The 24,584-nt window shown below is 71.8% G+C and carries 30 protein-coding genes; 7 read left to right on the forward strand and 23 right to left on the reverse strand.

Going from position 1 to position 24,584, the window contains the following annotated elements:
• Window position 1: 1 nt before the first annotated feature.
• From ABNG04_RS01220 to ABNG04_RS01230, 3 genes are all read right to left on the reverse strand, one after another.
• Window positions 2-1,150: a site-2 protease family protein gene (locus ABNG04_RS01220; protein WP_371159332.1), complete on the reverse strand. Its 1,149-nt coding sequence runs from the start codon at window positions 1,148-1,150 to the stop codon at window positions 2-4.
• Between the two features lie 196 nt (window positions 1,151-1,346).
• The gene (locus ABNG04_RS01225) at window positions 1,347-1,607 is read right to left on the reverse strand and encodes a DUF7123 family protein (RefSeq protein ID WP_004597322.1); all 261 of its coding nucleotides are present in this window, start codon (window positions 1,605-1,607) and stop codon (window positions 1,347-1,349) included.
• Between the two features lie 345 nt (window positions 1,608-1,952).
• Entirely contained in the window at window positions 1,953-2,810 is an 858-nt protein-coding gene (locus ABNG04_RS01230; RefSeq protein ID WP_371159334.1) for a molybdopterin synthase, read from the reverse strand.
• A gap of 130 nt (window positions 2,811-2,940) precedes the next feature.
• Here ABNG04_RS01230 and pyrH point away from each other — a divergent pair, with 130 nt between their 5' ends.
• The 4 genes from pyrH to ABNG04_RS01250 all read left to right on the forward strand — a co-directional run bounded on the left by pyrH (window position 2,941) and on the right by ABNG04_RS01250 (window position 6,697).
• Window positions 2,941-3,660, forward strand: a complete 720-nt coding sequence (pyrH, locus tag ABNG04_RS01235) for a UMP kinase (protein ID WP_371159336.1) — start codon at window positions 2,941-2,943, stop codon at window positions 3,658-3,660.
• On the forward strand, window positions 3,657-5,405 hold the full coding sequence (gene lysS, locus ABNG04_RS01240) for a lysine--tRNA ligase (protein WP_371159338.1): 1,749 nt from the start codon (window positions 3,657-3,659) through the stop codon (window positions 5,403-5,405). The genes pyrH and lysS overlap by 4 nt, the downstream gene beginning before the upstream one ends.
• Window positions 5,406-5,708 (forward strand): DUF7573 domain-containing protein, encoded by a 303-nt coding sequence (locus ABNG04_RS01245; protein WP_371159340.1) that lies wholly within the window; start codon window positions 5,406-5,408, stop codon window positions 5,706-5,708.
• An 89-nt stretch (window positions 5,709-5,797) separates the two neighbouring features.
• Window positions 5,798-6,697: a sensor histidine kinase gene (locus tag ABNG04_RS01250; RefSeq protein WP_371159342.1), complete on the forward strand. Its 900-nt coding sequence runs from the start codon at window positions 5,798-5,800 to the stop codon at window positions 6,695-6,697.
• Here the strand turns inward: ABNG04_RS01250 and ABNG04_RS01255 are convergent.
• From ABNG04_RS01255 to ABNG04_RS01270, 4 genes are all read right to left on the reverse strand, one after another.
• Window positions 6,681-6,815, reverse strand: coding sequence for a hypothetical protein (locus ABNG04_RS01255; protein WP_006114415.1), 135 nt, complete (start codon window positions 6,813-6,815; stop codon window positions 6,681-6,683). The two genes, ABNG04_RS01250 and ABNG04_RS01255, sit on opposite strands and share 17 nt — an antisense overlap.
• Window positions 6,816-6,914: 99 nt before the next feature.
• Complete coding sequence (locus ABNG04_RS01260; protein WP_371159344.1) at window positions 6,915-7,211, reverse strand: DUF5808 domain-containing protein; 297 nt, start codon at window positions 7,209-7,211, stop codon at window positions 6,915-6,917.
• A gap of 96 nt (window positions 7,212-7,307) precedes the next feature.
• On the reverse strand, window positions 7,308-9,029 hold the full coding sequence (locus ABNG04_RS01265; RefSeq protein ID WP_371159346.1) for a bifunctional N(6)-L-threonylcarbamoyladenine synthase/serine/threonine protein kinase: 1,722 nt from the start codon (window positions 9,027-9,029) through the stop codon (window positions 7,308-7,310).
• 9 nt (window positions 9,030-9,038) lie between these two features.
• Complete coding sequence (locus tag ABNG04_RS01270; protein WP_371159348.1) at window positions 9,039-9,344, reverse strand: 30S ribosomal protein S24e; 306 nt, start codon at window positions 9,342-9,344, stop codon at window positions 9,039-9,041.
• A 149-nt stretch (window positions 9,345-9,493) separates the two neighbouring features.
• Between ABNG04_RS01270 and ABNG04_RS01275 the strand changes: the two genes are divergently transcribed.
• Complete coding sequence (locus ABNG04_RS01275) at window positions 9,494-10,078, forward strand: hypothetical protein (RefSeq protein WP_371159350.1); 585 nt, start codon at window positions 9,494-9,496, stop codon at window positions 10,076-10,078.
• Between the two features lie 33 nt (window positions 10,079-10,111).
• On the opposite strand, the gene ABNG04_RS01280 is transcribed toward ABNG04_RS01275, so the two are convergent.
• From ABNG04_RS01280 to ABNG04_RS01300, 5 genes are read right to left on the reverse strand one after another with little or no spacing between them, the layout of a single operon-like run.
• Window positions 10,112-10,741: a GTP-dependent dephospho-CoA kinase family protein gene (locus tag ABNG04_RS01280; RefSeq protein ID WP_371159352.1), complete on the reverse strand. Its 630-nt coding sequence runs from the start codon at window positions 10,739-10,741 to the stop codon at window positions 10,112-10,114.
• A gap of 25 nt (window positions 10,742-10,766) precedes the next feature.
• A complete protein-coding gene (gene spt4, locus ABNG04_RS01285; protein WP_371159354.1) occupies window positions 10,767-10,964 on the reverse strand; it encodes a transcription elongation factor subunit Spt4 in 198 nt (65 codons plus the stop codon).
• Complete coding sequence (locus ABNG04_RS01290; protein WP_006114408.1) at window positions 10,964-11,539, reverse strand: DNA-directed RNA polymerase; 576 nt, start codon at window positions 11,537-11,539, stop codon at window positions 10,964-10,966. The genes spt4 and ABNG04_RS01290 overlap by 1 nt, the downstream gene beginning before the upstream one ends.
• 21 nt (window positions 11,540-11,560) lie before the next feature.
• Window positions 11,561-12,022 (reverse strand): type II toxin-antitoxin system VapC family toxin, encoded by a 462-nt coding sequence (locus ABNG04_RS01295; protein WP_371159356.1) that lies wholly within the window; start codon window positions 12,020-12,022, stop codon window positions 11,561-11,563.
• 1 nt (window position 12,023) lies between these two features.
• Window positions 12,024-13,268 carry a translation initiation factor IF-2 subunit gamma gene (locus ABNG04_RS01300; protein ID WP_371159358.1) on the reverse strand — a complete coding sequence of 415 codons (1,245 nt, stop codon included), beginning with the start codon at window positions 13,266-13,268 and terminating at the stop codon, window positions 12,024-12,026.
• 182 nt (window positions 13,269-13,450) lie between these two features.
• Between ABNG04_RS01300 and ABNG04_RS01305 the strand changes: the two genes are divergently transcribed.
• Together ABNG04_RS01305 and ABNG04_RS01310 are read left to right on the forward strand one after the other, a co-directional pair.
• The gene (locus tag ABNG04_RS01305) at window positions 13,451-13,990 is read left to right on the forward strand and encodes a DUF5810 domain-containing protein (RefSeq protein ID WP_371159360.1); all 540 of its coding nucleotides are present in this window, start codon (window positions 13,451-13,453) and stop codon (window positions 13,988-13,990) included.
• Between the two features lie 37 nt (window positions 13,991-14,027).
• A complete protein-coding gene (locus ABNG04_RS01310; protein WP_297889748.1) occupies window positions 14,028-14,465 on the forward strand; it encodes a DUF5809 family protein in 438 nt (145 codons plus the stop codon).
• A gap of 105 nt (window positions 14,466-14,570) precedes the next feature.
• On the opposite strand, the gene ABNG04_RS01315 is transcribed toward ABNG04_RS01310, so the two are convergent.
• The 11 genes from ABNG04_RS01315 to ABNG04_RS01365 all read right to left on the reverse strand — a co-directional run bounded on the left by ABNG04_RS01315 (window position 14,571) and on the right by ABNG04_RS01365 (window position 24,573).
• Window positions 14,571-14,837 (reverse strand): elongation factor 1-beta, encoded by a 267-nt coding sequence (locus ABNG04_RS01315; protein WP_297889751.1) that lies wholly within the window; start codon window positions 14,835-14,837, stop codon window positions 14,571-14,573.
• A 1-nt stretch (window position 14,838) separates the two neighbouring features.
• On the reverse strand, window positions 14,839-15,018 hold the full coding sequence (locus ABNG04_RS01320; protein ID WP_006114402.1) for an HVO_2753 family zinc finger protein: 180 nt from the start codon (window positions 15,016-15,018) through the stop codon (window positions 14,839-14,841).
• Window positions 15,019-15,161: 143 nt separating this feature from the next.
• Window positions 15,162-16,397 carry a tripartite tricarboxylate transporter permease gene (locus ABNG04_RS01325; protein ID WP_371159363.1) on the reverse strand — a complete coding sequence of 412 codons (1,236 nt, stop codon included), beginning with the start codon at window positions 16,395-16,397 and terminating at the stop codon, window positions 15,162-15,164.
• Between the two features lie 130 nt (window positions 16,398-16,527).
• A complete protein-coding gene (locus tag ABNG04_RS01330) occupies window positions 16,528-16,722 on the reverse strand; it encodes a 30S ribosomal protein S17e (protein WP_008441200.1) in 195 nt (64 codons plus the stop codon).
• 100 nt (window positions 16,723-16,822) lie between these two features.
• A complete protein-coding gene (locus ABNG04_RS01335) occupies window positions 16,823-17,404 on the reverse strand; it encodes a DUF447 domain-containing protein (RefSeq protein WP_371160738.1) in 582 nt (193 codons plus the stop codon).
• A 143-nt stretch (window positions 17,405-17,547) separates the two neighbouring features.
• Window positions 17,548-18,588 carry a triphosphoribosyl-dephospho-CoA synthase gene (locus tag ABNG04_RS01340; RefSeq protein WP_371159365.1) on the reverse strand — a complete coding sequence of 347 codons (1,041 nt, stop codon included), beginning with the start codon at window positions 18,586-18,588 and terminating at the stop codon, window positions 17,548-17,550.
• Window positions 18,585-19,412, reverse strand: coding sequence for a beta/alpha barrel domain-containing protein (locus ABNG04_RS01345; protein WP_371159366.1), 828 nt, complete (start codon window positions 19,410-19,412; stop codon window positions 18,585-18,587). Before ABNG04_RS01345 ends, ABNG04_RS01340 begins: the two co-directional genes overlap by 4 nt.
• The gene (gene cofD / locus ABNG04_RS01350; RefSeq protein ID WP_371159368.1) at window positions 19,409-20,461 is read right to left on the reverse strand and encodes a 2-phospho-L-lactate transferase; all 1,053 of its coding nucleotides are present in this window, start codon (window positions 20,459-20,461) and stop codon (window positions 19,409-19,411) included. The genes ABNG04_RS01345 and cofD overlap by 4 nt, the downstream gene beginning before the upstream one ends.
• Before the next feature lie 126 nt (window positions 20,462-20,587).
• Complete coding sequence (gene icd / locus ABNG04_RS01355) at window positions 20,588-21,850, reverse strand: isocitrate dehydrogenase (NADP(+)) (RefSeq protein WP_371159370.1); 1,263 nt, start codon at window positions 21,848-21,850, stop codon at window positions 20,588-20,590.
• A 123-nt stretch (window positions 21,851-21,973) separates the two neighbouring features.
• Window positions 21,974-22,948 (reverse strand): glycosyltransferase family 2 protein, encoded by a 975-nt coding sequence (locus ABNG04_RS01360; protein ID WP_371159372.1) that lies wholly within the window; start codon window positions 22,946-22,948, stop codon window positions 21,974-21,976.
• 89 nt (window positions 22,949-23,037) lie between these two features.
• On the reverse strand, window positions 23,038-24,573 hold the full coding sequence (locus tag ABNG04_RS01365; protein WP_371159374.1) for an HTTM domain-containing protein: 1,536 nt from the start codon (window positions 24,571-24,573) through the stop codon (window positions 23,038-23,040).
• Window positions 24,574-24,584: the final 11 nt, after the last annotated feature.

A 24,584-nucleotide genomic window follows, 5' to 3' on the forward strand; every position in this document is an offset into this window, starting at 1 on the left:
GTCACGCACCGATGACCTGGATCGGGACCAGGAGGAAACAGAGCGCGCCTACGGCGAACGTGAGCACGCCGACCGCGACCCGAGCCAGCCCCAGGCCTCCCTCGTCCGTCGGGTCTGCCGGGCCATTGTACGCGATCACCGTCGCGAACACGCCCCAGAACGCCCACAGGCCGACGGACTCGTTCAGTCCGAGCCCCCGCCAGAAGTAGAGGTAGGCGGCGATGGTGAACAGCGCGCCGGGGACGATCGCCGCCACCGTCTCCTGGCGCGGCCCGAGCATCGCCCGGACCATGTGGCCGCCGTCGAGCTGGCCCACCGGGAGGAGGTTCAGGAGGGTGAAGAACATCCCTACCCACCCGCCGATCACGACGGGATGCGCGGTGAGCCGCGGGTCGCCGTAGCTCGTCGGCTGCCCGAGGAAGCCGGCGATGAGGTCCAACAGCGGCGGGTTGTTGAATCGGATCATGGCTCCCGACGCGTTCGCGAGCTCCGCCGGCACCCGGATCGGGTCGAGCGAGAGGCCGATCGCGGTCACGACGACCGTCGCGACGAGCCCCGCGATCGGTCCGGCCGCGCCGATGTCGAAGAGCACCTTCCGGGAAGGCATCCGCCCGCGGATGCGGATAATCGCCCCGAGCGTCCCGAACGGGAAGATGAAGGGGATGACGTACGGCAGCGAGACGGGGACGCCGTGGTAGCGGCCGGCGGCGTAGTGGCCGAGCTCGTGGGTCATCAGAACCCCGAGGACGGCTGCGGTGAACGGCCACGCCTGGAGCAGCGTCAGCGGGTTCGACTGGATCTCCGCGAGCGGGACGTAGTACCAGCCGTACGCGCCGACGAACAGCGTCGACAGCACGGTGGCGGCGAACATGGCGACATTCACCCACGGAATCCCGTCTCGGCCGCGGTCGAACGGGGTCGCGACGACCACGTGACCGCCGTCGACGATCTCGACGTCGACCTCGTAGCCGGCCTCCCTGAAGTGCGGGGTCAGCTTCCGCAACAGCGTCCGCTCCGGGACGTACGACTCGCCGTGGTATCGCACGCGACCGTCCTCGCGGCGGACCTCGTCGATCCGAAAGAACGTTCGGAGCGGCTCCGGACGCGGCGCGCCGTCTCCGGCCGTCGCCGCGTCCTCGTGTTCTGGCATCGTCACGTCGTAGCTGGTCGGCGAGTATAAACCCCGCGTCGGCGGGTACGGGAGCCGCTACCGACGGACCCGTCGGTCCGTTCGGGCGTGGTCAGGAGTCGCGAAAAGCGCGGACGGGGACCGGACCGCGGGCGAAGTGCGGTGGTGTTGTGCCGGGGACGGTGCCGCAAGCGGTTCTCGGCGGAGCTTGGGGGGTTCAGGCGGGCTCGACGCGCCACGTGGTCGCGCCCGTGTACGACCACTTCTCGACGGTGAGCTCCGTCGCGGAGTCGCGGAGCTTCACCATCAGCGCGCCGATCTCCTTCGGCGAGAGGTCGACATCCTCGGAGATGAACTTTCCTTTGAAGTACATCTCGCCGTCTTGTGCGCGGTCGAGCAGGTACTGCTTCAGCCGCTCTTCCTTGCTGCGGTCATCGTTCGCGCTCGCGTTCGTGGAGGGGTTCGCAGTCGCGCTCATTGTGTACCTCACGCTTGCTCCCGGGGGGTGTTATAAACGTGAGACCGTTGGGTGACGTTCAGGGCGTTTCACCGAATCGGTCGGGCTAAAACGTGTCTGACGGACTCTTTATAAAAGTTTCAGAAACCCGTAGACATTTTATAATCTGTTCTGCGGTCGTTTTACCGCTCTGACTGTCGGTCGGGACTCCACCCTGCTGACGCCCATCCGAGCGCCGTTTAGCAGCAAAATACGCCGCGAAACCGGGTCCGGAACGGCTGCGCGTGTATTGCGCGACCCCTCCGCAGTCGCCTTGCGATCCGTGCGCCGGCGCGATCCGACGGTCGCTCCGGCCCGCCACGCCGCTCAGTCTCGCCGGTGGACCCAGAACGTCTCCGACTCCGTCGCCTCCTTCTTGAATATCGGTACCTCGTTCTTCAGCCGGTCGATCCCGTCTTCGACCGTCCGGAACGCCTCCCGACGGTGCCCGGCGAGCACCACGACGAAGACGATGTCCTCGCCCGCCTCGATCACGCCGGTACGGTGGTACATCCGCACGTCGAAGACCCCGTCGCGCGTCTCGAGCTCCCCGGCGATCGCCTCCATCCGCTCCTCGGCGACCCCCTCGTACTTCTCGAACGCGAGGTGCGTCGTCCGGTCGTCGTGCGGAGCGTCGCGGGCGCGAACCCGTCCGGTGAACGTGGCTATCGCGCCCGACCGCTCCGCGTCCGCCGACGCCTCGACGCGGCGCACCAGCGTCTCGCGGGTGACCCACGGCTCCGCGCCGTCGAGGTCGGCGACGAGCGCGTCGAGGTCGACCGCGTCGGGGGCGTCCGCGGTCGCGAGGACCGTCCCCGGTACGTCCTCCGGGTCCCGGTCCGGACCGAGGAGGATCGCGGGCACGCGCAGCCGTGACGTGTCGACCGCGATCAGATAGTCGTGGTCCGGCGCGACCCCGTCGAGGAGGTCGTCGAACCCGTCGACGTTCCCCCGGCCGGTCCAGTTCCCGTCGGCGTCGAACGCGATCTCGGTGTCGCCGTCGTGGCGCTGCGCCGAACCGACGACCCCTCCGTCGGCGGCCCAGTCACTCCCCCTCGGCTCGTCTCCGGGGACCGGGTCCGAGCCGTCGTTGCGCTCCACGACGGCGACCCGCCCGTCGAGACGGTCCGCGAGCCGCCGGGCCAGCCTCGACGCCCCGTCGCCGACGATCGATATCGGTCGCATACCCGAGAGCGGGCCGCGACCGGCTTAGGCGTTTCCCGGTCGGGCCGCGGGCCAGATCGGCGTCCCGTCCCCGCCGCGCCGCGTCCGGGCTTGACAATCCTTAAGACCGCGACAGGGGTACTCCTCGGCAATGAGAGTCGTCGTTTCTGTCGGCGGGAGCGTGCTCGCGCCGGACCTCGACCCTGAGCGCGTGGCCGCGTACGCCGAGGCGATCGAACGGCTGGCCGCCGACGGCTGCGAGGTCGGGGTCGTCGTCGGCGGGGGCGGTGTCGCCCGCGAGTACATCGAGACTGCGCGCAAGATCGGGGCCAACGAGGTTGAACTCGACCGGCTCGGGATCGGGACCACTCGGCTCAACGCCCGGCTGCTGATCGCCGCGCTCGGCGAGCGCGCGAGCCTCGCGCCCGCGACCGACACCGAGGAGGCGGCGGCGGCCCTCCGCCGCGACGAGGTGTCGGTGATGGGCGGCGTCACGCCGGGACAGACGACCGACGCCGTGGCCGCGGCGTTCGCGGAGTCCGTCGACGCCGACCTCCTCGTGTACGCCACCAGCGCCGACGGCGTGTACGACGCCGACCCCAACGGCGACCCTGACGCGGCCCAGTTCGCGGAGCTCTCGCCGGCCGACCTCGTCGAGGTCGTCCTCCCGATGAGCCGCGACGCGGGCGCGTCCGCCCCGGTCGACCTCCTCGCTGCGAAGCTGATCGACCGGGCCGGACTGCGGTCGATCGTCCTCGACGGGACCGACCCGAGCGCCGTCGTCGACGCCGTGCTGCGCGGCGACCACACGGGGACGGACGTCGTTCCCCTCGACGGCGACGAACCGAACCGCTGGACGGAGGGACGATGAGCGCGGACGACGCCGTAGACGAGACGGCCGACCCGGACGCCGACGCCCCGAACGCGGCCCCGGACGACTCGCCGCATATCCTCTCGGCGGGGTCCGCCGTCGACGGCGAGGACGCGGCCGAGGAGTCCGCCGAGACCTTCCACGCCTTCTGGGCCGACGTCGTCGCCGACGAGGTCGAGGCCCGCGACCCCGACGAACCGATCGTGATCAAGGGCGGCGTCTCGCCGTCCGGAGTGGCGCACCTCGGCAACTTCAACGAGATCATGCGCGGCTACTTCGTCGCCGAGGTGCTCCGCGACCGCGGCCACGAGGTCCGGCAGGTGTTCACCTCCGACGATAAGGACCCGCTGCGGAAGGTCCCGCGTAAGCTGGCGAACGCGGACGGGGAGATCGTCGGGCTCGGCGAGGTCGACGCGGGCGCGCTCGGCCGCAACCTCGGGAAGCCGTACACCGCGATTCCGGACCCGTTCGGCGAGGCCGAATCGTACGCGGCCCACTTCGCGGGCCTGCTGAAGGCCGACGCCGACCGCCTGGACGTCCCCGTCGAGATGCTCTCGAACACCGAGCTGTACGCCGACGGCGACTTCGACGACGCGGTCCGGACGGTCCTCGGCGACGTCGAGCGCGTCCGCGAGGTGCTCTCCCCGTATCAGGACAAGGTCGACGACGAGTACGTCCCCTTCAACCCGGTCTGTGCGGAGTGCGGCAAGGTCACCGAGACGGTGACCGGGATCGACCCGGCGGCCGAGACCGTCGACTACGTCTGTACCGACATGGACGCCGGCGACAACACCATCGAGGGCTGCGGCCACGAGGGGACCGCGACGTTCCGCGAGGGGAAGCTCCCGTGGCGGCTGGAGTGGCCCGCCCAGTGGGGAGTCCTCGGCGTCGACTTCGAGCCGTTCGGCAAGGACCACGCCGAGGGATCGTGGCCCTCCGGCGTCGACATTTCGCGGAACGTCTTCGACGAGGAGCCGCCCGTGCCGATGGTGTACGAGTGGTTCACGCTCAACGGCGACGCGTTCTCCTCCTCCGAGGGTAACGTCGTCACGGTCCAGGAGCTGCTGGAGCTGATCGAGCCCGAGGTGTTGCGCTACTTTTTTGCGCTCCACCCGAAGAAGGCCCGCGACCTCGACGTCGAGCGGCTCGACCAGCTGGTCGACCGGTTCGACCGGTTCGAGCGCGCCTACTTCGGCGAGGTCGACGACCCGGACCTCACCGCCTTCGCCGAGCGCGCCTACCCGTTCGTCGTCGGTCGGCCCGACGACCCGCCGACGGAGAAGCCGATCCGGCTCCCGTACACGTTCGCAGCGGTGCTCGGAATGGTCGACGATCCCGACTTCCGCGAGCGCCTCGCCCGCGACGAGGGCCACATTCCGGACGACGCCGACGCCGACGCCGTCGACGCCGCGCTCGCCCGCGTGGAGCAGGCGCGGAACTGGGCCAAGCGGACGGGCAACGAGTACGACTACCGGCTCCAGACCGACCTCCCCGCGGTCGAGTTCGACGAGGATGTCGTGGCCGCGCTCGACGACCTCGCGGCGTTCGTCGCGGCCGGTCACGACGGCGAGGAGATACAGGAGGCCATGTACGAGACCGCCCGCGACCACGACGTTGAGGTGAGCGACTTCTTCGCGGCGGGCTACCGCCTCTTCTTCGACGACACGCAGGGGCCGCGACTCGGCGAGTTCCTCGGCGAACTGGAGCAGGACTACGTCGTCGACCGGCTCCGGCGGGAGGCGTAGATGCCGGAGGACCGCTCGCTCGACGACTTCGCGGCGGCGGACACGGCGGAATCGCACGCCAGCGAGACCAACACGGATGACGACGAGACCGACACGGACGACGGGAAGTCGGAGTCGGCCGGCGGGGAGGCGGATCCCGACGACGCGCAGACTGACTCGGTCGACCCGGACGGCGTCGAGCCCGCGGTCGCCACCTCGACATGGCACGCCGACGGCGCGGCGTGCGACCGCTGCGGAACGCCGACCGAGCGCCGCTGGCACGACGGGGACGCGCTCGTCTGCGCCGACTGTGCCTCGTGGTAACAACGCTTACCTGCCGGTCAAAATTTAAGCCGTCGGCCGCCGACGTATCGTATACAGAGAAAATTCTTTCAAGAGAAAACTAAATATAAATGAAATATATTTCGGAACTACTCTACGGGCGGTCGGCCGCCGCCGTCACGGCGGTGTACATCTGTCTCGGAGCGCTCTCCGCGGTCGCGGTCAACTTCGCCCTCGCGTCCACAGGTAGAGTCGCGCCGACGCGTCTTGTCGGCGACTGGCTGATCGTGGTCGGATCCGGGGGGATCCTCTACGGTGCGGTCACGCACCACCGCCGCGAGGCGGAGACCGCGCGGCGGGACCTCGAGACCACCAACCAGCAGCTCCAGGTGTTGAGTCGCGTGTTCCGCCACAACGTTCGGAACGACCTCAACGTGATCCAGGGGTACACCGACCTGCTGGCCGACCGCGTCGAGGACGATCGGAGCCGGGAGTGCTTAGAGACCGTCCGCGAGACGACCGACGACATCGTCGCCATAAGCGAGAAGCTCCGCGTGATCGAGGACGCGTCGCCCGAGCGGCCCGACGGTCGCGTCGACCTCGTCGACGCGGTCCACGAGGCGATCGACGCTGTCGACGCCGGCGGGGCCGCCGTCACGGTGGAAACCCCTCCGGAGGCGTGGATCCGCGCCGACGACTCCGTCGAGTTCCCCATCGGTGAGGTGTTCGAGAACGCGATCACCCACAACGACGGCGAGACGCGGCGCGTGGAGGCGACGATCCGCGAGAACGGGACCACCACCTGTCTTGAGGTGACCGACAACGGACCGGGGATCCCGCCGGACGAGCGCGCGGTGTTACAGGCCGAAGAGGAGACGCCGCTCTCGCACGCGAGCAGCATCGGGCTGTGGCTCGTCAAGTGGATGTGCGAGACACAGGGCGGCACCGTCAGGTTCGACGCGACCAACGACGGCACGACGGTCCGGCTCCGGTTCGAGTCCGCGTCGCCGCCCGCTAATCCAGCTCGGTGATCGTCACGGCGTACACCGCGCCGCAGTTCCCGCATTCGACGTGGACTCCTCGGCTCGTCTCGCCGCGGGTGAACTCGGAGATCTCCTCCGAACACGAGCACTCGAACTGGACTTTCATCATCGTTATTTCTCCCTTCTCCTACTTAAATGAACCTGATGCGGAATCAGCGATGAGAACCGACGGCCGCGCGACCGCGGCGAGCCCCCGGTCGGCGCCTCAGTCGTCGTCGACGATCACTTCGTCCGGCCCGTCGTCGGCCTCGTCGGCCTCATCCCCGGCGGACAGGTCGCCCCCGGCGGACTGCTGCTGCTGGTAGTAGAGCCCGCCGGCCACCGCGAGCACGATCCACGACCGCCAGTTAGCGAGGTTCAGCGTGTAGCCGATGCCGAACGGCTTCTCGACGAGCATCCCCTTGCCGGGCTGCCAGTACGACGAGAGCAGCCGACCGAGGCTCGGCCGCTCGAAGTTGTACGGGATCCCGAGAACCTCTCCCGAAGACGGCTTGTCTGCCATACGAGCCCATCTGTCGGCCGACAACATAAATCGTGGCGACGCGGCCGGCCGATCGCGTCGGGGGGTGCGGCGGCCGTCGGCAAGCCGGCCGGACCGTCAGCGGTAACGGCCGCGGTCCGCCACGTCGCGGAGGCGGTCGAGGACGTCCCCGTCGCCGACCGCGTCGTACCCCACCTCGAACGCCGCCACCAGCGGGCCGGGGTCCGCCGCGGTCGCCCGGATCGACCCCTCGAACACGTGGAGGTCCATCGCGTGGTCCTCGACGTGCCCCGTGTGGTAGCCGAGGCCGAAGTCGATGAGGTACGTCTCCGGCGGCGCGCCCGCTCCCTCGTCGGCTTCAGCGCCCTCGCCACCGAGCGCGACCCGCACGTTCCGCGTCGTCGGATCACCGTGGACGACCCCCGCGCCGTGGAGCCGCGCGAGGTGGCGGCCGACCGCCTCGGCCGACCGCTTGTCGAGGGCGGCCGCGAGATCGCGGTCTCCGACGTGTTGGAGCGTCAGCGTCGCGCTCGCGAGGTCGACGTCATACACGAGCGGCGTCGGAACGCCGGCGCGCCGCGCCTCGCTTGTCAGCCGGGCCTCCGCGACGGTCCGGTCGCGCCTGAGCGTCCGGTCGAGCTCGGGGTGTCGGTACGAATTCGACACCCGCCGCTTGATCACTCGACGGTCGCCGCGGGCCCCGGTGATCTCGACGGTCGCCTCCGCGCCGCGACGGTCCGCGTCCGTGTCGGTCGCCGGACGCTCCGGTTCGCCCCGCCGCGCGACTGACTCGCCCGTGCGCCACATCACCGGCACCTGGTCCGGTCGGAAGTTCGGGTCGACCGCGGACTCCGCGATGGCGACGGTGTCCCCGGCGGCGGCCATCTTCGCGCCCAACACGGCGATCATCCCGGCGTTGTCGCGGAGGAACCGCGGCTCCGGCGCGTGGAACGCGGCGCCGCGGGCCTCGCACATCGCGGCCAGCATCTCCCTGAGGCGGTCGTTCTGCGCGACGCCGCCGCCCAACACGAGCTCGTCCGCGCCGGTCAGCGACAGCGCGCGCTCGGAGACCTCCGTCAGCATCGCAAACACGTGCTCCTGGAGCGAAAAGCAGATCTCCCCGACTGGGACCCCCTCGTCCGCGGCGTCGTTGGCCGCCGAGCTGATCCCGGAGAAAGAGAAGTCCATCCCCTTGACGACGTAGGGGAGATCGAGGAGGTCGGCTTCGGCGGCCCCTCGGGACGAACCCTCCTCGATGTCGGTCTCGCCCGCGGCCGCTGCGAACTCCGCGGCCGCCGCCTCCACCTTCGGCCCGCCGGGGTGGCTCCACCCGACGTGCCGCGTGAACTTGTCTATGGCGTTGCCCACCCCGGCGTCCATCGTCTCGCCGAGGACGCGGTACCGCCCGTCGTGGTAGCCGAGCAGGTGCGCGTTCGCGCCGGAAGCGTTCAGACAGACGGGGTTGTCGAAGCCGGATTGGTGGCGACCGATCTCGAGGTGCGCCACCATGTGGTTGACGCCGACGAGCGGGACGTCGAGCGTGCCGGCGAGCGACCGCGCGGCGGTCCCGACGATCCTGAGGCAGGGCCCCAGCCCAGGGCCGCGCGAGAAGGCGACCGCGTCGACCGCGTCCGGCCCGTGCCGGTCCTGGGCCGCGGTCAACACCTGGTCGACGACATCCGGGATCGCCTCCGACATGTGCTCGGCGGCCTCGCGCGGGTGAATGCCGCCGCTGTCCGGCTCGTAGGGATCGGATTCAATGAGAACTGAGTCGGTCTCGGCGTCGTACAGCGCGGCGCTCGCGCACCACGCGGTACCCTCGATGCCGAGAACGCGCATCCGGCGGGGTTACGCTTCCTCGGCGTCCGCCTCGTCGCCGCCGATCTTGTTGCGCTCGAGCATGTGGTCCTGCTCGACCTCCAGCGCGTCGGCCGCGGAGTCGTATACCTTCGCGTAGCCGATCGTCTTGCGCATGCCGAACTTCGTATCGAGCTCGTGGACGACGACCTCTTCGGAGTCCTTGTCGAGCTTGGCCGCTAGCGAGTCGCGGACCGACAGTCGCGAGGGCGTGGCCTCCTCGTGGGTCGTCTCGAAACGGATGTCCGTGCGGTGCAGCATCGGGTTCTCCTCTTCGGAGATGATATCGATGTCCATGGTTCAGTTGGGCGTATATCCCCTCGAAAGCTGTAAAAGGATTTCGAAGCGGGGGTGTCGCCGCCGAACTCCGCGCCGACCGCCGAGGAGCCACACTGTTCGGCGTCAGGGTTTCGGGCCTCCGGGCCGTGGGTCCTGTTACCACGCGGATGTCAGACGACACCCGATTCGACCCCACTGACCGGTCCCGGTACGAACTCGTTCGAGCGGCGAACATCGTCGTCCCGATGTCCCCGATCCGGAAAGCCCGGATCTGCGGGACGCTGGCTCTCTTCGGCGCGTTGACGGGCCCGCTCGTCGCGACTCTCCCCCCGGCCGTCCGCGAGGCGAACTTCGCCGGGCCGCCGCTCGCCGCCCACCTCGGCGTCGTGGCGGTCGTGTTGGCGGGGACGGTCGCCGCCGGCGGAGCCGGCCTCGGACTCGTCGCGCTCCAGCGCCGGCTCGCGCGCGGTCCCGAGCCCAGCGACGACCAAGTCTGGACGTTCCTCGCCCTCGAAGATGCGCTGACCGGGATCGGTTTCGTCACCGGGGGACTCGGCGTCGGCCTCGGCTTGGTCCTGTTGGCGAGCGGCCACTGGGGCGTCGAGGCCCTCGAAGCGCTCCGCCGCAACGGCGTCGAGCCGTACCTCTCTATGGGGGCGATTCCGACGACGCCCCTGCTGGCGACGGCGGCTGGACTGATCGCCGGTCTCGCGGTCCTCACGGCGACCGTCGTCGCGGTTGACGGCGAGTGATGCCGGTCGCGGACCGCGTCGCTCGGGCGGCCGTTACGCCGGATCCGTCCCGTCCGGGTCGCCCTCGTCGCTCTCACTCGGCTCGACGCCGAGCGCGTCGTAGGCGGCCGCGGTGTCGCCCGTCAGCCCCTCGAACAGTTCCCGCGCCCGTCGGCGGGCCTCGGGCGTGACCGCGACGCGGACCATCCCCTCGCCGGGCTGCCCGTAGACGACGGTCGACCCGAGCGGGGCTGCGAGCATCGCCGGCAGCGCAGCGAGGTCCTCCTCGCCGGTCACCTCGACTGTTACCGGCTCGGCCGCCGCGAGCGCCTCCGCGAGCGCGTCGAGCAGCGCCGCCGACAGCGCCGCGGCCGGATTCTCGACCGCGATCCGCCGCTCTTCCGTCGCCGCGAGCGCGGTCTCGATCTCCTCGCGGACCGCCTCGCGCTCCGTCTTCCCGTCGACCAGCGCCACGTCCGGGACGCGGCCGGCCTCCCGGAGGTGGTAGGTCACGACGTCTCCGACCGCGACCAGCCGCGGGGGCCCCTCGTCCGACGATCCGCGCCGCTCGCGTGTCTCTTCGGCGGCCTCCAACAGCGCCTCGGCGTCGGTCGTCACCGGTCCCAGCGGCTCCTTGAACGCGTCGCGCAGCGATTCGGGGAGGGTGAGAAGCGGGTCGGTCATCCTTGTCGGGCGTCCGCGCTGGCGGCTATCGGACCTTGAGCGCGTACGCGCCCGCCTCGGAGACGTTCATCTCCTCGGCGATATCGCTGTCCTCGGGCTTGCTGATGATGACGTAGCCCGCCCAGTCCTCCGTCAGCGACGACGACCCGCAGAGCGCGCAGGTCTGAGCGTCCGGGTCGTTGACGTGGTGGCACTCCCGGCACGCCAGGCGGTCCTCGGCCATCAGTCGGCCTCCTCACCGGTCTGTTCGCGGTGTTTCCGCTGGCCTTCGAGCCAGTCGTGCTTCCCGAGGCCGGGCTGTTTCGCCGTGAGCCCGATCTTCGAGTCCCGGGGGTTGCGCTCGTCGATGCTCTTGGTGACGACGCGGACGCGGACGGCGTCGTCGACGCCGAGCGTCTTGTCGGAGTCCGACGAGGCGAGCTGCTGGTTCGCGCCGTCGAACGTGAGGTACTCGTCGGTGATCTGCGAGACGTGGAGCAGCCCGTCTACCGGTCCGATCCCGACGAAGGCGCCGAACTCGACCGTCTCGACGACGGTGCCGTCGGCGACCTCCTGCATGTCGGGGTCGTAGGTGAGCGCGTCGAACTCCGCCTCGTAGTAGACGCCGGGCCGGTTGTGTAACACCGCCCCCTCGCCGATGTCGTGAACCTCGATGACGCTCACGACGCTGCCGACATCTTCGTCCATCCGTCCTTCCAGCTTGTCTTGGAGCAGGGCCTTCACCCGCTCGTCGGTGACGTCCGCCAGGTGCTTCGGCGGGACCTCGACCGTGTCCTTGAGTCGAACTCGTTTGTACATGTTGTTGGTTGTCCGCGGCCGCTAGGGTTCCGTTATCGCCAGTGTGTTCCGACCTCTTAAACCGATTACTGGTACGTCCGCCGCCAGCACCCGGTTCGCGAGGGGTCCGTCGTTGGTGACGACGGCGTCGACCCGGCCGGCCGCGGACAGGGCGACGAGCGCGTCGTCGGCGTACGATTCGTCCGTCTCCACCGTCTCCGCCCGATCCGCGAGGTCCGCGCCGACGCTCGCCGCGGTCGCCTCCGCGCCGTTCCCGCGCTGGAGCCCGTCGAGCTCTCCGCGTACCGCCGCCGGCACGACGGTCTCGTAACCGTCGAGGAGTCGATCCAACTCCTCGAACAGCCGCAGATCCGCCTCGACCGGCGCCATCAGCGCGCTCGCGTCGAGCGCGACGACGGGAACGCCGCTTCCCTCGAGCCCCGCCGCGCGGTCGCCGTCCGCGGGCGTCGCGTCGGGACCGCCCGCGGGGGCGTCGTCGGCCACGTTACGTGAGCGTCCCGACGCCGATGAGCCGCCAGCGCGCGCCGACGCGCCGGTTGATCGCGATCTGCGCGCCCTCCTCGGCGCAGACGGGCCGCTTGAGGCTCACCTCGCACTCCCCGTCGCGCGCGCTCGTCACCGCGCCGACCGTCGTCGCGGTGCCGACCGTGAGCATCAGGGGCTCGCCGGTGCTGATCTCCTCGATGTCGCTCTCGCCGCTCTCGTCGTCCTCCTTGCCGACGACGCGCTCGAGCAGGTCGACCTCCATCTCGAACTCCTCGCGCGTCGGCGGGAGCGTCCCCGGCTTGCCGGCGACCTGCCCGGCGAGGGCGTCGCCCTTCGTCAAGCTCGGGTCGAGCCCGGTGCCGACGCCGAGCAGGCCGCCCGGGTGGGCGGTGTCGACGTCGCGGTTGCCCGCTTGGAGCGACCGGACGGTCGTCTCGAGGGGGCGCCACTCGGTCTGGCCCTCCTCGTCGACCTCGCGGCCCGGCCGGATCTCCAGTCCGTCGCCGACGGACAGCTCGCCGCTGACGAGCGAGCCGCCGACGACGCCGCCCTTGAGGTCCTCGGCGGTCGCGCCGGGACGGTTGATGTCGAACGAGCGGGCCGCGTACATCCGGGCGCTCTCGCCAGGGTCGCGGTCCGGCGTCGGGATCTCGGACTCGATCGCGTCGATGAGCAGGTCGAGGTTGACCTCCTGTTGGGCCGAGACGGGGACGATCGGCGCGTCCTCCGCGACGGTCCCCTCGACGAACTCCTGGATCTGCTCGTAGTTGTCGACGGCGCGGTCGCGGCCGACCAGATCGACCTTGTTCTGCGCGATGACGATGTTCTCGATCCCGATGAGATCGAGCGCCATCAGGTGCTCTTCCGTCTGGGCCTGCGGAACGTCCTCGGTCGCGCTCACGACCAGGACCGCCCCGTCCATGATCGACGCGCCCGAGAGCATCGTCGCCATCAGCGTCTCGTGGCCCGGGGCGTCGACGAACGACACCGTTCGAATCGGCTCGCTCTCGGAGCCGTCCTCGCACTCCTCGTCGACGGTGTAACACTCGGGCTCGTCGACGCCGGGGCAGCGCCGGAACGTCGCGTCCGCGTACCCCAGCCGAATCGAGATGCCGCGTTTCATCTCCTCGCTGTGCTGGTCGGTCCACGAGCCGGACAACGCCTGTACCAGCGTCGTCTTCCCGTGGTCGACGTGACCGACGAGACCGATGTTCACCTCCGGTTGTGTGTTGGCTTCAGTCACTGTTGGACCTCCTAACGGAGTAGTCTTATCCGAAATTCGCCTCGTGCGAGTGATAAAGTTGCTGTTATAGTGGCGTCAGGACGCGCGACGACCCCGGCCGAGGACGCGAGCGGTCGCCGTCCGGCCCGGGTCGCTCCCCCTTCGACGCGGCTTTACGGCTCACCCACGAACCCGTGACCGACATGGGATACGCGTGCCCCGTCTGCGACACCCCGCAGCGCGACGGCGAACACCTCGCGCACCACCTCGCGTTCACGGCGATGCTCCACGGCGGCGACCACGAGGCGTGGCTCGACGATCGCGTCGCCGACTGGAGCGAGCGGGAGCCGGCGGGGCTCGCGGCCGAAGTGACGCCGCACGCCGACGACGCGGAGTACGAGGAGGTGTTCGAAGACACCGTGCCCCGCGGTCGCCCGGACGTCGGGATGGGCTCGGGGGGTGACGCGGGGGCGTCCAATCGCGACCACGACCACGCACCCGGCCACGATCACGGCCACGGGTCCGGCCACGACCACGGCGTCGACCCGGCCGCGTCCCGCGACGCCGGCGTCCCCGACCCCGAATCGGTCGACGACCCGACCGTCGCCGAGGCCCTCCGCGAGGCGCGCGAGCTGACGCGGCAGGGCGCTGCGGACGACGCGGACGAGGACGGGGGCTCCGCGGCCGACGAGTCGGACGACGGTGGCGACGCCGCGACCGACGACGCCGACCGCGACGCGTAGCGGAACGCCCTTGCCCGCCCCCGGCCAAGCAGGGCGCATGGAGACCAGAGGCACGTTCGCCCCCGAGACGCGCGCCGACGCGCTCGAACGCTACGAGGAGGTCGGCCCGGTCGCGCAGGTCGTCGTCCGCGAGGCGACGAAGGCGATGTCGTTCGGCGCCGACGAGTACGACGAGCGCGTCACCCCCGAGGTGATCCGGACGGCCCGCGACGCGACGTTCGCCGAGCTGCTCGCGGTCCACGTCGGCGAGGGCGACGAGTTCGACGCGTGGCTCGCCGACAGCGAGTTCGACGAGGACGCCGTCGTCCGCATCGGCTCCGACGACGTCGACAACGTCGTCTGGCACCCGGTCCCGTTCGCCGACACCGTGATCGCGGCGACGTACCAGGACGAGCCGGACGCGGCGGCCAGCACCCTCCGACGCAACGCCTTCGGGCGCGTCTACCGCGAGGAGTTCTACGAGTCGGGACGATAGATCGGTCGATCGTCGCGACCGATAGAACAGTCGCTCTCCGAGTGAAACGAAACCGCAAAATCCGGACCGCCGACGTCGCTCCCGCGGCGACCGGCGAGTACGGCCTTACAGGCGGCCGACGTTCTCGACGTTGACCGACTCGACGTCGTCGACCTGCGAGAAGGACTCCTCGACGGCCTCCGTGCCGCCCGCGCCGTCGGGGACGATGACGGTCGGCAGGAGCGCGACGAGCCCGAACGCGACGTCGTCGCGCTCGAACCCGCGGATCTTCGCGCCCTCGGGGAGCGCCTCCTCGAGGCGGTCCTGGAGCTCGTCGAGGTCGACCTCGGGGCTGTTCGGCATGACCTTGATCTTGGCAGCGACGTCGCCCATCTTACGGCCCCCGGAACCCGCAGTCGTGGCACTCGTAGAGGTTGCTCTGCTTCCGGCACTTCGAGCACCGGTAGATCGTGGCACCGCAGTCCGGACAGGAGAACTGTGCGGCGTTCATGCCGGACACCTGAATCCCACAGGAGACGCACTGCGGGGTCGCTTGAGAGTCGCTCTGGCTCATATGCGTACCTACCGGCGGCGACTTTTAACCGTTGTTCTTTTCGCCGGAACGGGTCGTGCGGGCCGGTACCGTGCCGCTCGCCGCCCGGGACCCGAACGCCTCGTCCGCTCGCGGCAGGCGGGCGGAGCAGCCAGACCCGCGGCTCACCCGACGATCAGCGGCCCGATCAGCACGCCCATCAGGTGGACGCGCCGCGCGCCGACCCGCGGCGGCACGAGGCCCAACGCGCCGGCGGCGAGGAGGACGCCGACGCCGTAGAGGCCGGCGAACGCGTACGAGAGCAGCGCGAGGAGCGCCAGGACTCCGATCGAGAGCCGGGTGTAGTCGGCGTTCCCGACTACCCGGAGGTATGGGTCGCCGACGCGGACGACGAGGGCGAAGCCGAAGCACGCGGCGGTCGCCGCCGCGACGAGCAGCATCGGCAGCGCGAACGGGACCCCGGCCCGGTCGATCGCGACGGTCACGCCCGTCCGCGGCGTTCCGAGCGCGACCAGCGCGAACAGCGCAAAAATAGTATTCGCCGTGTTCGCGCCGCTCGTCGCGACGACGAACCCGCGGTCGGCGGACTCGCGCGGCACCGCGGGCATCGCGGCGACGGCGGCGATGGCGGCCGACACGCCCGGCACGTATCCGACCACCGCGCCGGCGAGCGACCCGGCGGTGGCGCTCGTCCCGAGGTCGCGCGCCCGCATCGCGATCCGGGCGTCGGCCTGCGGCGGGACGCCGTCGCCGCCGAGCGCCTCGACGAGGACCGGTACGCCGAACAGCCCGGCGAACAGCGGCGCGAGGACACCCCCGGTCGACAGGGGTGCCGCGGGATCCGCGTCGAGCGTCGCGAGCCCGAGCGCGGCGCTCGCGAGGACGGCGAACAGCCCCCCGAGCGCGGCCCGCCGCGACGATTCGGTGAGGACGAGCAGCGCGACGACGGCCCCGAGCAGCAGCGGCAGGTGCGCCCGGATCGCCGGGTACCACCGCGTCATCAGCCACGTGATTGGGACCGCCAGCGGCACCGCGAGCGCGACTGCCAGCCCGGATCCCACTGCCGAGAGGCGGACCGCCTCTCGACCGCGGCCCGCGATCACCAACCGGTGTCCCGGCAGGGCCGCAACCGCGGTCGCGGCGTCGGGTACGCCGAGCGCGAGTGCGGGGACGATGTCAAGGAAGGAGTGGACCACGCCCGCGCCGAGCATCGCGACGCCGACGAACAGCGGGTCGGCCGGCACCGACGGGGCGAACCCGGCGAGGAGCAGCGCGAAGTTGTTGGCGTGGAGCCCGGGGACGAGTCCGCTCGCGGTCCCGAGGGCGACGCCGCCGAGCAGGAACGCGAGCGCGCCCGCCGCGAACGTCGGGTCGGTAACCGGCCGGACGAGCGCGTCCATCGAGTCGGGGTGGCCGCGGCTTCGGGGATAAACTCCCGGGGCCGGCCCTCGCGGCGTGGATCGTCCGTAGCGCCGACGAGGGCCGCGGCTCCCCGTCGCGCGAACAAGCCGTCAGAGAAATCGAACCCGCTTACGCGTGCTGTGCCGCCTGCGACTTCTTCTGCGTGACGTAGCCGGCGATCCGGTTGCGGACGCCCTTCGACTCGACGGTCGTCAGCGCCGTGACGCTCTCCTTGTTCGTCTCGAAGTCCGTGTTGAACGAGTCGGGATACTGCTCCAGCAGGAGGTTCCCGAGCTGCTTGATGTACTTGGGTTTGATAGCCATACCGAGCGATACCGGCGGCCCGAACTAAAAGGGTTCGTTCCGCCGCGAGCGGCCGCGAACCGGAGACGCGGCGGATCTCAGTCGGTCGCGTCCGCGTCAGTCACGGCTCGTCCGCGCGCTCTCGCCACCCGGTGGCCTCGTCGATCCGGGCGAACGCCTCCCGCTCGGCCGGGCCGCCGCAGCGCTCCACCACGTCGGCGAAGTAGCGCAGCCGATCGAGCAGCTCCCCGGTATCGAACGTCGGCACGTCGAGCCGCGAGGCGGCCACCGTGGCGTCGACGACCGCGCCGAACCCGCGGTTCACCGTCGGCACGCGCTCGGTCACCACCGCCGACTCGACCGGCTCCAGCTCCCACGTCCGGATCGTGGTGTCGCCCTCCGTCTCGGCCGAAACCGCCTCGGCTCGCACCTCGACCCACGCGTCAGCGCTCGGGAGCACCGGGTCGTCTTCCTCCCGGACCGTCAGCGCCGCGTCGACGAACGTCCGCGGGTCGACGGTGAACTGGACCACGCCGCCCCCGCGCTCGGCGAAGTTCCGCCACGTGCGAGTGCGGCCGTACGTCCGCGCCGTGACCGCCCCGTCCGGGTCGGCCGGCGCGTGGATCCCCAGCGCGGCGACGTTCCACCGGTCGTTCGGCCCGAGCGTCGCGACGACCGATTCGGTGACGCCCCGTAGCGGCACCGGCCAGCCGTCGGGCGCGACGCCTGCCGGGTCGGTCCGTTCCCCGGTCTCGCTTCCGGGTCGGTCCGCGGCCCCGTCGTCGGTCCGCTCCTCGGCGTCGTCGTCGGCCCCGTCCACGCCTTCGTCGTCGGAGCGGTCCGCGGTCACGGAGCCACCTCCGCGCCGCGCCGCAGCGCGACGAACAGCGCCGCGCAGGTGAGGTCGGCGGTCGTGCCGGGGTTGATCCCCTCGTCGACGAACGCCGCCGCCAGCGACTCCGCGGCGCCGAGGTCGGCGGCGTGGACGGTCTCGGCGTCGACCGCGTCGATGTCGCCGACCGGTCCGGTCGGATCGCCGCCGTCGGGCGTCAGGACCGCTCTCGCCCGTTCGCTCGCCTCGCGAGCCGTCTCGACGCCCCGCGTCGACGCGACGAGCGTGTCGGGCTCCGCGGCGAGCAGCCCGAGGAACGCCCGCGCGGCCCGGTCCGCGAGCGGCCCCTCGTCGGTCAGGATCCACTCTGCCCCTCGGAACGTCCGCGGGAACCCCTCGGTCCACTCGGCGGCGTTGCGGTCGGGAACCCGGTCCGAACTCCCGTCGTCGTCCGGACCGGTCGGTTCCGCGGACAGCGCCAGCACGTCTCGCAGCGTCGCCCCGCGCTCGCGGAGGGCCGGCTCGGCGGCGCTCCCGCGACGCACGTCGAGGTCGGCCGCGCCCTCCGGGGGGTCGTCGACCGCGACGTCGACGGCCTCGAACGCCCGGTAGAACGCGACGGCGTCGTCGACGGTCGTCCCCCGACATACCGCGTCGACGCCGGCCGGCGAGAGCTCCCGATCGGGGTCCGCGACCGCCCGAACCAGCGGGACGAGGAGGAGCAGACAGCCGAACTGCGTGTTCGTGCCGGCGCGCGCGGCCATCCCCTCGACCGCCCGCTCGAACGCGTCGCCGACGCCGGGGTGGCCGTCCGCTTCCGTCTCTCCCGCCACTCCGGCGGCCAGTTCGAGTCCCGGCCGCGCGCCGACGGCCCCGCCGAGGAACGCCTCGAACCGCAGGTCCTCGAGGTCCCGTCGACGGTCCACGTTCCCTGGCTTCGGCGTGCCCGCGACCTCCAGCAGGAGGGCGAGCGTCGCGTCGTCAATGGGGTCCGTCGCCGCCTTTCCCTCCACTGGCGGCGTCGCGTTCCCCAGCGGTGGCTCGTCGCCAGTCACGGTCGTACCCCCGGTTCGGAACCCGTTTCGCCGGCGCGGCTCCGCAGCGTCCCCGCCCGCCACTCCGCCACCGCGTCCGCGACGCGCGCGAGGACCGGCGGGTCCTCCGTCGGCCGCCCCACGCTCACCGCGTCGGCCCCGTGGGCCCCGTACTCGGCGACGGTCTCGCGGCCGCGGACGCCGTTGTTGGCGACGACCGTCAGGTCGGCGAGCGCGCCGCCGTCGCCGCTCTCCGCCGCGCCGTCGACCGCCGCCGCGACGTCGGCGACCACCGCCTCAGAGTCCATCGCGTCGACGTGGAGCCAGTCCGCGCCGGCCGCTGCGACGGTCTCCGCGACGGCCCGCAGATCGACGCCGGGCACCTCTGCGCGGACCTTCACGCTCGTCGTCGCGCCCGCCCCGCTCGCGGCGGCGACCGACCGCGCGAGCCGGTCCGAGTCGGCCAGCAGCGACTCGCCGCAGCCCACCGCGCGAAGCTCCGGCTGCCGGCAGTGGGCGTTGACCTCGCAGACTGCGCCGCGGTCGGCGCAGATCCGCGCGACGTCCCGGATCGGCTCCGTGGTCGCGCTCCGGACGTTGACGCCAGGTCGGACCGGCGCGTCGGCGAGGGCGTCGAGCTGGGCGGCGACGAACGCGAGCGGATCGGCCGGGAGGAACTCCGATCGCCCGCGCGCGACGAGGTCCCGCGCGGCCGCCCGGCTCGCCGGGTCGAGCGCCACGCCCCCGAGGAGCGCCACGTCGACGTGTTCGGCCGCGGCACGGGCCCACTCGGCGTCGGCGGCCCCGCTGAGGCTCGCGGCGACGAGGAACGGCTCTCGGATCACTCCGCCCCCTCCCGCGGCGGCCCCACGTCCGGCGCGTCGGACTCGACGGTGTCCAGCGCCCGTTCGCAGGCTCGGGCGACGCGCTCGGCGTCGTCCGCGTCGTCGATCCGCGTGTCGGTGCGCTCGACGTGCCGGTCCAGCGCGGTCGGGTCCGCGTCGTCGAGGACGAACGCGTCCGCGAACGGGTACGCCGCCGCCACGCCCGCTGTCGAGGGCTCGCGGCCGACGCCTGCCATCAGCTCCGCGGCCGGGCCGGAGAACACCTCGTCGCCGACGAACGGCGAGACGGCGACCACGGGCGTCTCCCGGAGCGCCCGCTCGAAGCCGGGGAGCGCCAGCATCGGACCGAGGCTCGTCACGGGGTTCGAGGGCCCGACGACGACGGGCTCCGCGAGCGCGTCCAACACCGCGTCGGTCGGCTCGGCGTCGGCGGCCCCCCGGAACTCCACGTCGGCCACCGGCGGCTCGCCGCGGCGCGCGACCCAGTACTCCTGAAAGTGGAGCGTCTCGCCGGCCTCGGTGTGGACCAGCGTCGAGACCGGATCGTCGGACATCGGGAGGAGGTCGACGTCGAGGTCGAACGCCGCCGCGAGGATCCGGATCGCTTCGGTGAGCGTCTTCCCCTCGTCGAGCAGGCTCGTGCGCGTGAGGTGGACCGCCCGGTCGCGGTCGCCGATCTCCATGAACTCGCCGACCGCGGAAAACCGCCGCCACCGGGCGATCTCGCGGCCCGCGGTCTGGGCGTCGTCGCCCAAGTAGCGCGGCGCGCCCGGCTCGCCCTCGATCGCGTCGCCCGCCGCGGCCGCGAGGCGAGAGAGCTCCTCGTGGGTCGCGGTCGTGTCGCCGTCGATCCCCCACCAGGTCTCGCGGTCGAGGACGCCGCCGCCCGCGAACAGCACGGTGTCGACGTCCGGGCAGACGAGGTGGCCGCCGAGCTCGACGTCGTCGCCCGTGTTGGCGACGACCGCGGTCTCGGCCGAATCGAACACCCGGGCCGCGCCGTCGAGGAGCTTCGGCGTGCCCGTCCCCCCGGCGAGGAAGGTTACCATACCGGCGCAAGGCGACGCCCGGATTTGTATCCTCGCCTCCGCGGGCGGCCGGGGCGGACCGGTCGCTCGTCGCGCGTCGGAAAAAGCGAGAGAGAAGTCGTCGACCGCGACGCGTGACGTCGGCCGTTACGCCAGCTCGTCGATCTTCTCGACGACGGCGTCGGCGAACTCGCTCGTCGCGAGCTTCTCGCCGCCCTCGATCTGCCGGTGGAGGTCGTAGGTGACCTTGGCGGAGGCGATGGTCTCCTCGACGGCGTCGCGCACGAGGTCCGCGGCGTCGCCCCAGCCGAGGTAGTCGAGCATCTCGCGGCCCGAGAGGATCATCGCGGTGGGGTTCACCTTGTCCTCGCCCGCGTACTTGGGCGCGGAGCCGTGGACCGGCTCGGCGAGACAGCGGCCGTGGCCGCGGTTGATGCCGGGCGCGATGCCGAGGCCGCCGATCTGCGCGCCGGCGGCGTCGGACATGTAGTCGCCGTTGAGGTTCATCGTCGCGATGACGGAGTACTCGTCGGTGCGGGTCAGCAGCTGCTGGAGCATGTTATCCGCGATGCGGTCCTTGACGACGAGGGTGCCCTCGGGCTGCTCGCCGTCGTGCTCCTCCCAGAGCTGGTCCTCGGTGATGACGTCGTCGCCGTACTCCTCCTCGGCGACCTCGTAGCCCCAGTCACGGAACGCGCCCTCGGTGAACTTCATGATGTTCCCCTTGTGGACGAGCGTGACCGAGTCACGGTCGTTCGCGAGCGCGTAGTCGACTGCCTCGCGGATGAGGCGCTTCGAGCCGAACTCGGAGATGGGCTTGACGCCGATGCCGACCGGGCCGTCGTGGATGACGTCCGCGATGTCCATGTCGTCCTCGAGGAAGTCGCGTACCTGCTCCGCGCCCTCGGTACCGGCCTCCCACTCGACGCCGGCGTAGACGTCCTCGGTGTTCTCGCGGAACGTGACCATGTCCATCTCTTCGGGGCTCTTGACGGGGGACGGGACGCCCTCGAGGTGGTAGGTGGGGCGGACGTTCGCGAACAGGTCGAGCGTCTTGCGGAGGGCGACGTTCAGCGAGCGGAAGCCGGCGCCGACGGGGGTCGTCAGCGGGCCCTTGATCGCGACGCGGTGGTCGCGGATGGCCGAGACGGTGTCCTCGGGGAGGTTCTCGTCGTACTTCTCGCGGGCGCTGGCGCCCGCGTAGACGCGCATCCACGAGATGGAGCGGCCCGTCGCCTCGGCTGCGGCGTCGAGCACCTGCTGTGCGGCCGGTCCGACGTCGGTGCCGATTCCGTCGCCGTGGATGATCGGAATGATGGGGTTCGACGGCACGTTCAGCTCGCCGGTCTCCTTGTCGGCGAGCGTGATCGCTTCGCCGTCGTCGGGGACGTCGACTTTATCGTAGCTCATGAACGTTCGAGGATTTCCGTGGCCCCCTAAAGTGGTTGCCGTTTTCGGCGTGAGCGTCGCGCTCGCAGCCTTTGCCGGTTCTCGCCGCCGCCGCGCTCGGCGTCTCCCCGCGGCGTCCCGTGGTCAGACCGGCTCGACCTCGACGTCGAAAAGCGACCGCCAGCGGTAGCGGCGGCCGCCCCAGACGAAGGTCCGCCGGGCGAGCGCGTACGCCAGCAGCGGCGGGGCGATCAGCACGCCCGGCGCGGCGAGGAGGAACGTCGCCCGACGGATCCCGAACTGGGCGTACGCGGCCCCCGCGAGGGCGGTGACGAGGGTCACGCCCGCGACCGGGGCGAACAGACAGAGGGCCGCCATCGCGACGCCGAGACAAACATTGAACGCGGTCGCCGCGGGGTCGTGGTACCGCGTGATCGTCAGGAAGCGGACGAACCGCTCCAGCGATCCCCGGAGCGACCCACCGGCCCGGACGTGCCGGGTCCGGTCGACCGACGCGACGTCGACGTGGTCGCTGAGCGTCCCGTCGTCGCTGACCGTCCGCCGGAGGTCCCGGCGGAACGCCGCCTCCCCGCCGCGGAGGTCGTCGCGCTCGAAGATCACGGCCCCGCCCCACGCGACGCCGGCCGCGGCCACCGCGAGCGTCCCGCCGATCACGTACGCGGGCTCGAACAGGCGCGCCAGCGGGTCGAGCCCGACGAACACCGGGACCTCCGTGGTGGGTCCCTGCCGGTCGTAGTCGGCGTCGAGCGTCGCCAGCCAGTCGGGCGGGTGGTGAAAGTCGTCGTCGGTCCAAGCGATCCGGTCGTTCGCGGCCGCCTCCATCCCGGTCGCGACGGCGTTCGCCTTCCCCGAACACCCCTCCGGCTCGCCGGCGATCACGATCCGGGTTCGGGCCGGCAGGTCCCCGCGTCGGTCCGCCACCGGGTCGTCCGCAGAGTCGCAGATCACGAGCAGTTCGTCGGTCTCCCCCGCCCCGCCGCCGAACGCCTCGGGGCCGCGGAGCTGTCCGGCCACCTCGTCGCAGGCGTCGGTCCAGCGGACGGTCGGCAGGAGGACCGAGACCGGCGTCGCGGACGCGGACGGTTCCGAAGCGGTCACAGGGTACGTATCGGGTGAGCCGAAAATAAACGCTCGCGATCGACTCCGGCGGTCCCGCTCGCGAACCCGGACGCCGCCCGCGGCCCCGTTCACGCCGCCCGACACGACCGCGTCCCGAGTTCGTCGACTCGCGTCTCTCCGTCCGCGACGTCGACGTCGACGGTCGACACCGTGACGGACCGGATCGGGCGGGCCTCGCCGTCCGCGAACCGCGCCGCGCGGTCGCAGAGGTGCGCGAGCACCGGCTCGACCCGGTCCGGGTCGGGGTCCTCCGCGAGCAGCGTCAGGAACTTCCGCCAGCGCGCGGTGGGGTACGCGCGGGCGTCCGACGGCGGGCGGTCGAGCGCGACGCGGTCGCCGTACAGGGCGTCGATCCGGCCACCGTCGGCGGTCGTCGCGGTCGCCGCGACGAGCGCGTCGGTCGACGGCGGATTCGGCGCGAACATGTCCCAGCCGCCCTCCGTCGGGTTGGCCACCGACGCGACCGGCTCCGGCGTCTCGACGAACCCGAGCGCCATCCCGTTCCACGCGACGAGCGCGACGAGGAGGACCACGGCGACGACCGGAACTGCGCCCGCGACGCGCTCGCGGACGGCCCCGAGCGCCACCTCGCCGTTCGACCTGCTCGCGGGCGCGCCCCGGCGGGCGGCGAGGGTCCGCAGCCGCTCGCCCGCCGCCGCGCCGCTCTCCGGAGCACGCGAGTCGATTGCGCGCTCGATCCGGTCCCAGACGAACGGGGGGAAGACGGGGAGCAGCGCGGTCGCGGAGACGAGCGAGAAGACGCCGATCTGGAGCGCGAACGCCATCGAGAGGTGCGCCGCGAGGAGCGTCCCCGCGAGCGCCGCCCGGACCCGGCCCGCCGCCGCGACGAGCAGCGGCGAGGCGACGACCAGCGCGAGCCAGCCGTACGTGGCCGCCGAGAGCAGCGCCGGCCACTCGGGGACGAGCCCGCCGAGCGGGCCGTGGAGGTAGGTGAGCCGGAAGACGCGCCCGACCGCCTCGCCGGCGGGCCACGCGGTCCCGCGGAGCTTCACGACCGCGTTCGAGAGGTACACCACGACGACGAGCGCCAGGAGGAGCACCGTGGCGGGGCCGGCGACGCGGTCGGCCGCGGCGTCCCCCGTCGAATCCGCTGCGTCCGCGGCTCGACGCCGGACTGCGTCCACCGACCAGCGCGCGCCGAGCGGGCACAGCAGTCCGGCGGCGAGCAGCTGGAGGAGGAGCGTGTCGCCGGCGTTGAGGACGAACGGGTTGCGCGCCTGAAGCGACGCGAGCAGGACCAGCGAGACCGCGGCCGCGAGGCGCGTCCGGTAGCCGACCGCGAGCGCGACGGCGGCGAGCGCGGCAGCGAGGAACAGCGCCGCGAGGGCCCGCGGCCCGCCGGCGAGGGCGTGGAGCGAGAACCGCGCGGCGAGGGGGTACGCCGCCGCCAGCGTCGCCCGCGGGAGGACCCCGGCGTCCGCGTAGAAGGCGACGAGGTTCCGGGCGCGGAGTGCGAGGTCGACGAGGAGCACGACGCCGAGCGCGACGCGGAACGCGGCCAGCGCGCGCGGGTCGACCCCGACGCGACGGCGGAGCGCGGCGCGGAGGCGCGGAGCGGGGCCGGTGGGCTCGGCGGTCGTCACGTTGCTACGGA

The sequence above is a fragment of the Halorubrum miltondacostae genome, from assembly GCF_041379815.1.
Lineage (GTDB): Archaea > Halobacteriota > Halobacteria > Halobacteriales > Haloferacaceae > Halorubrum > Halorubrum miltondacostae.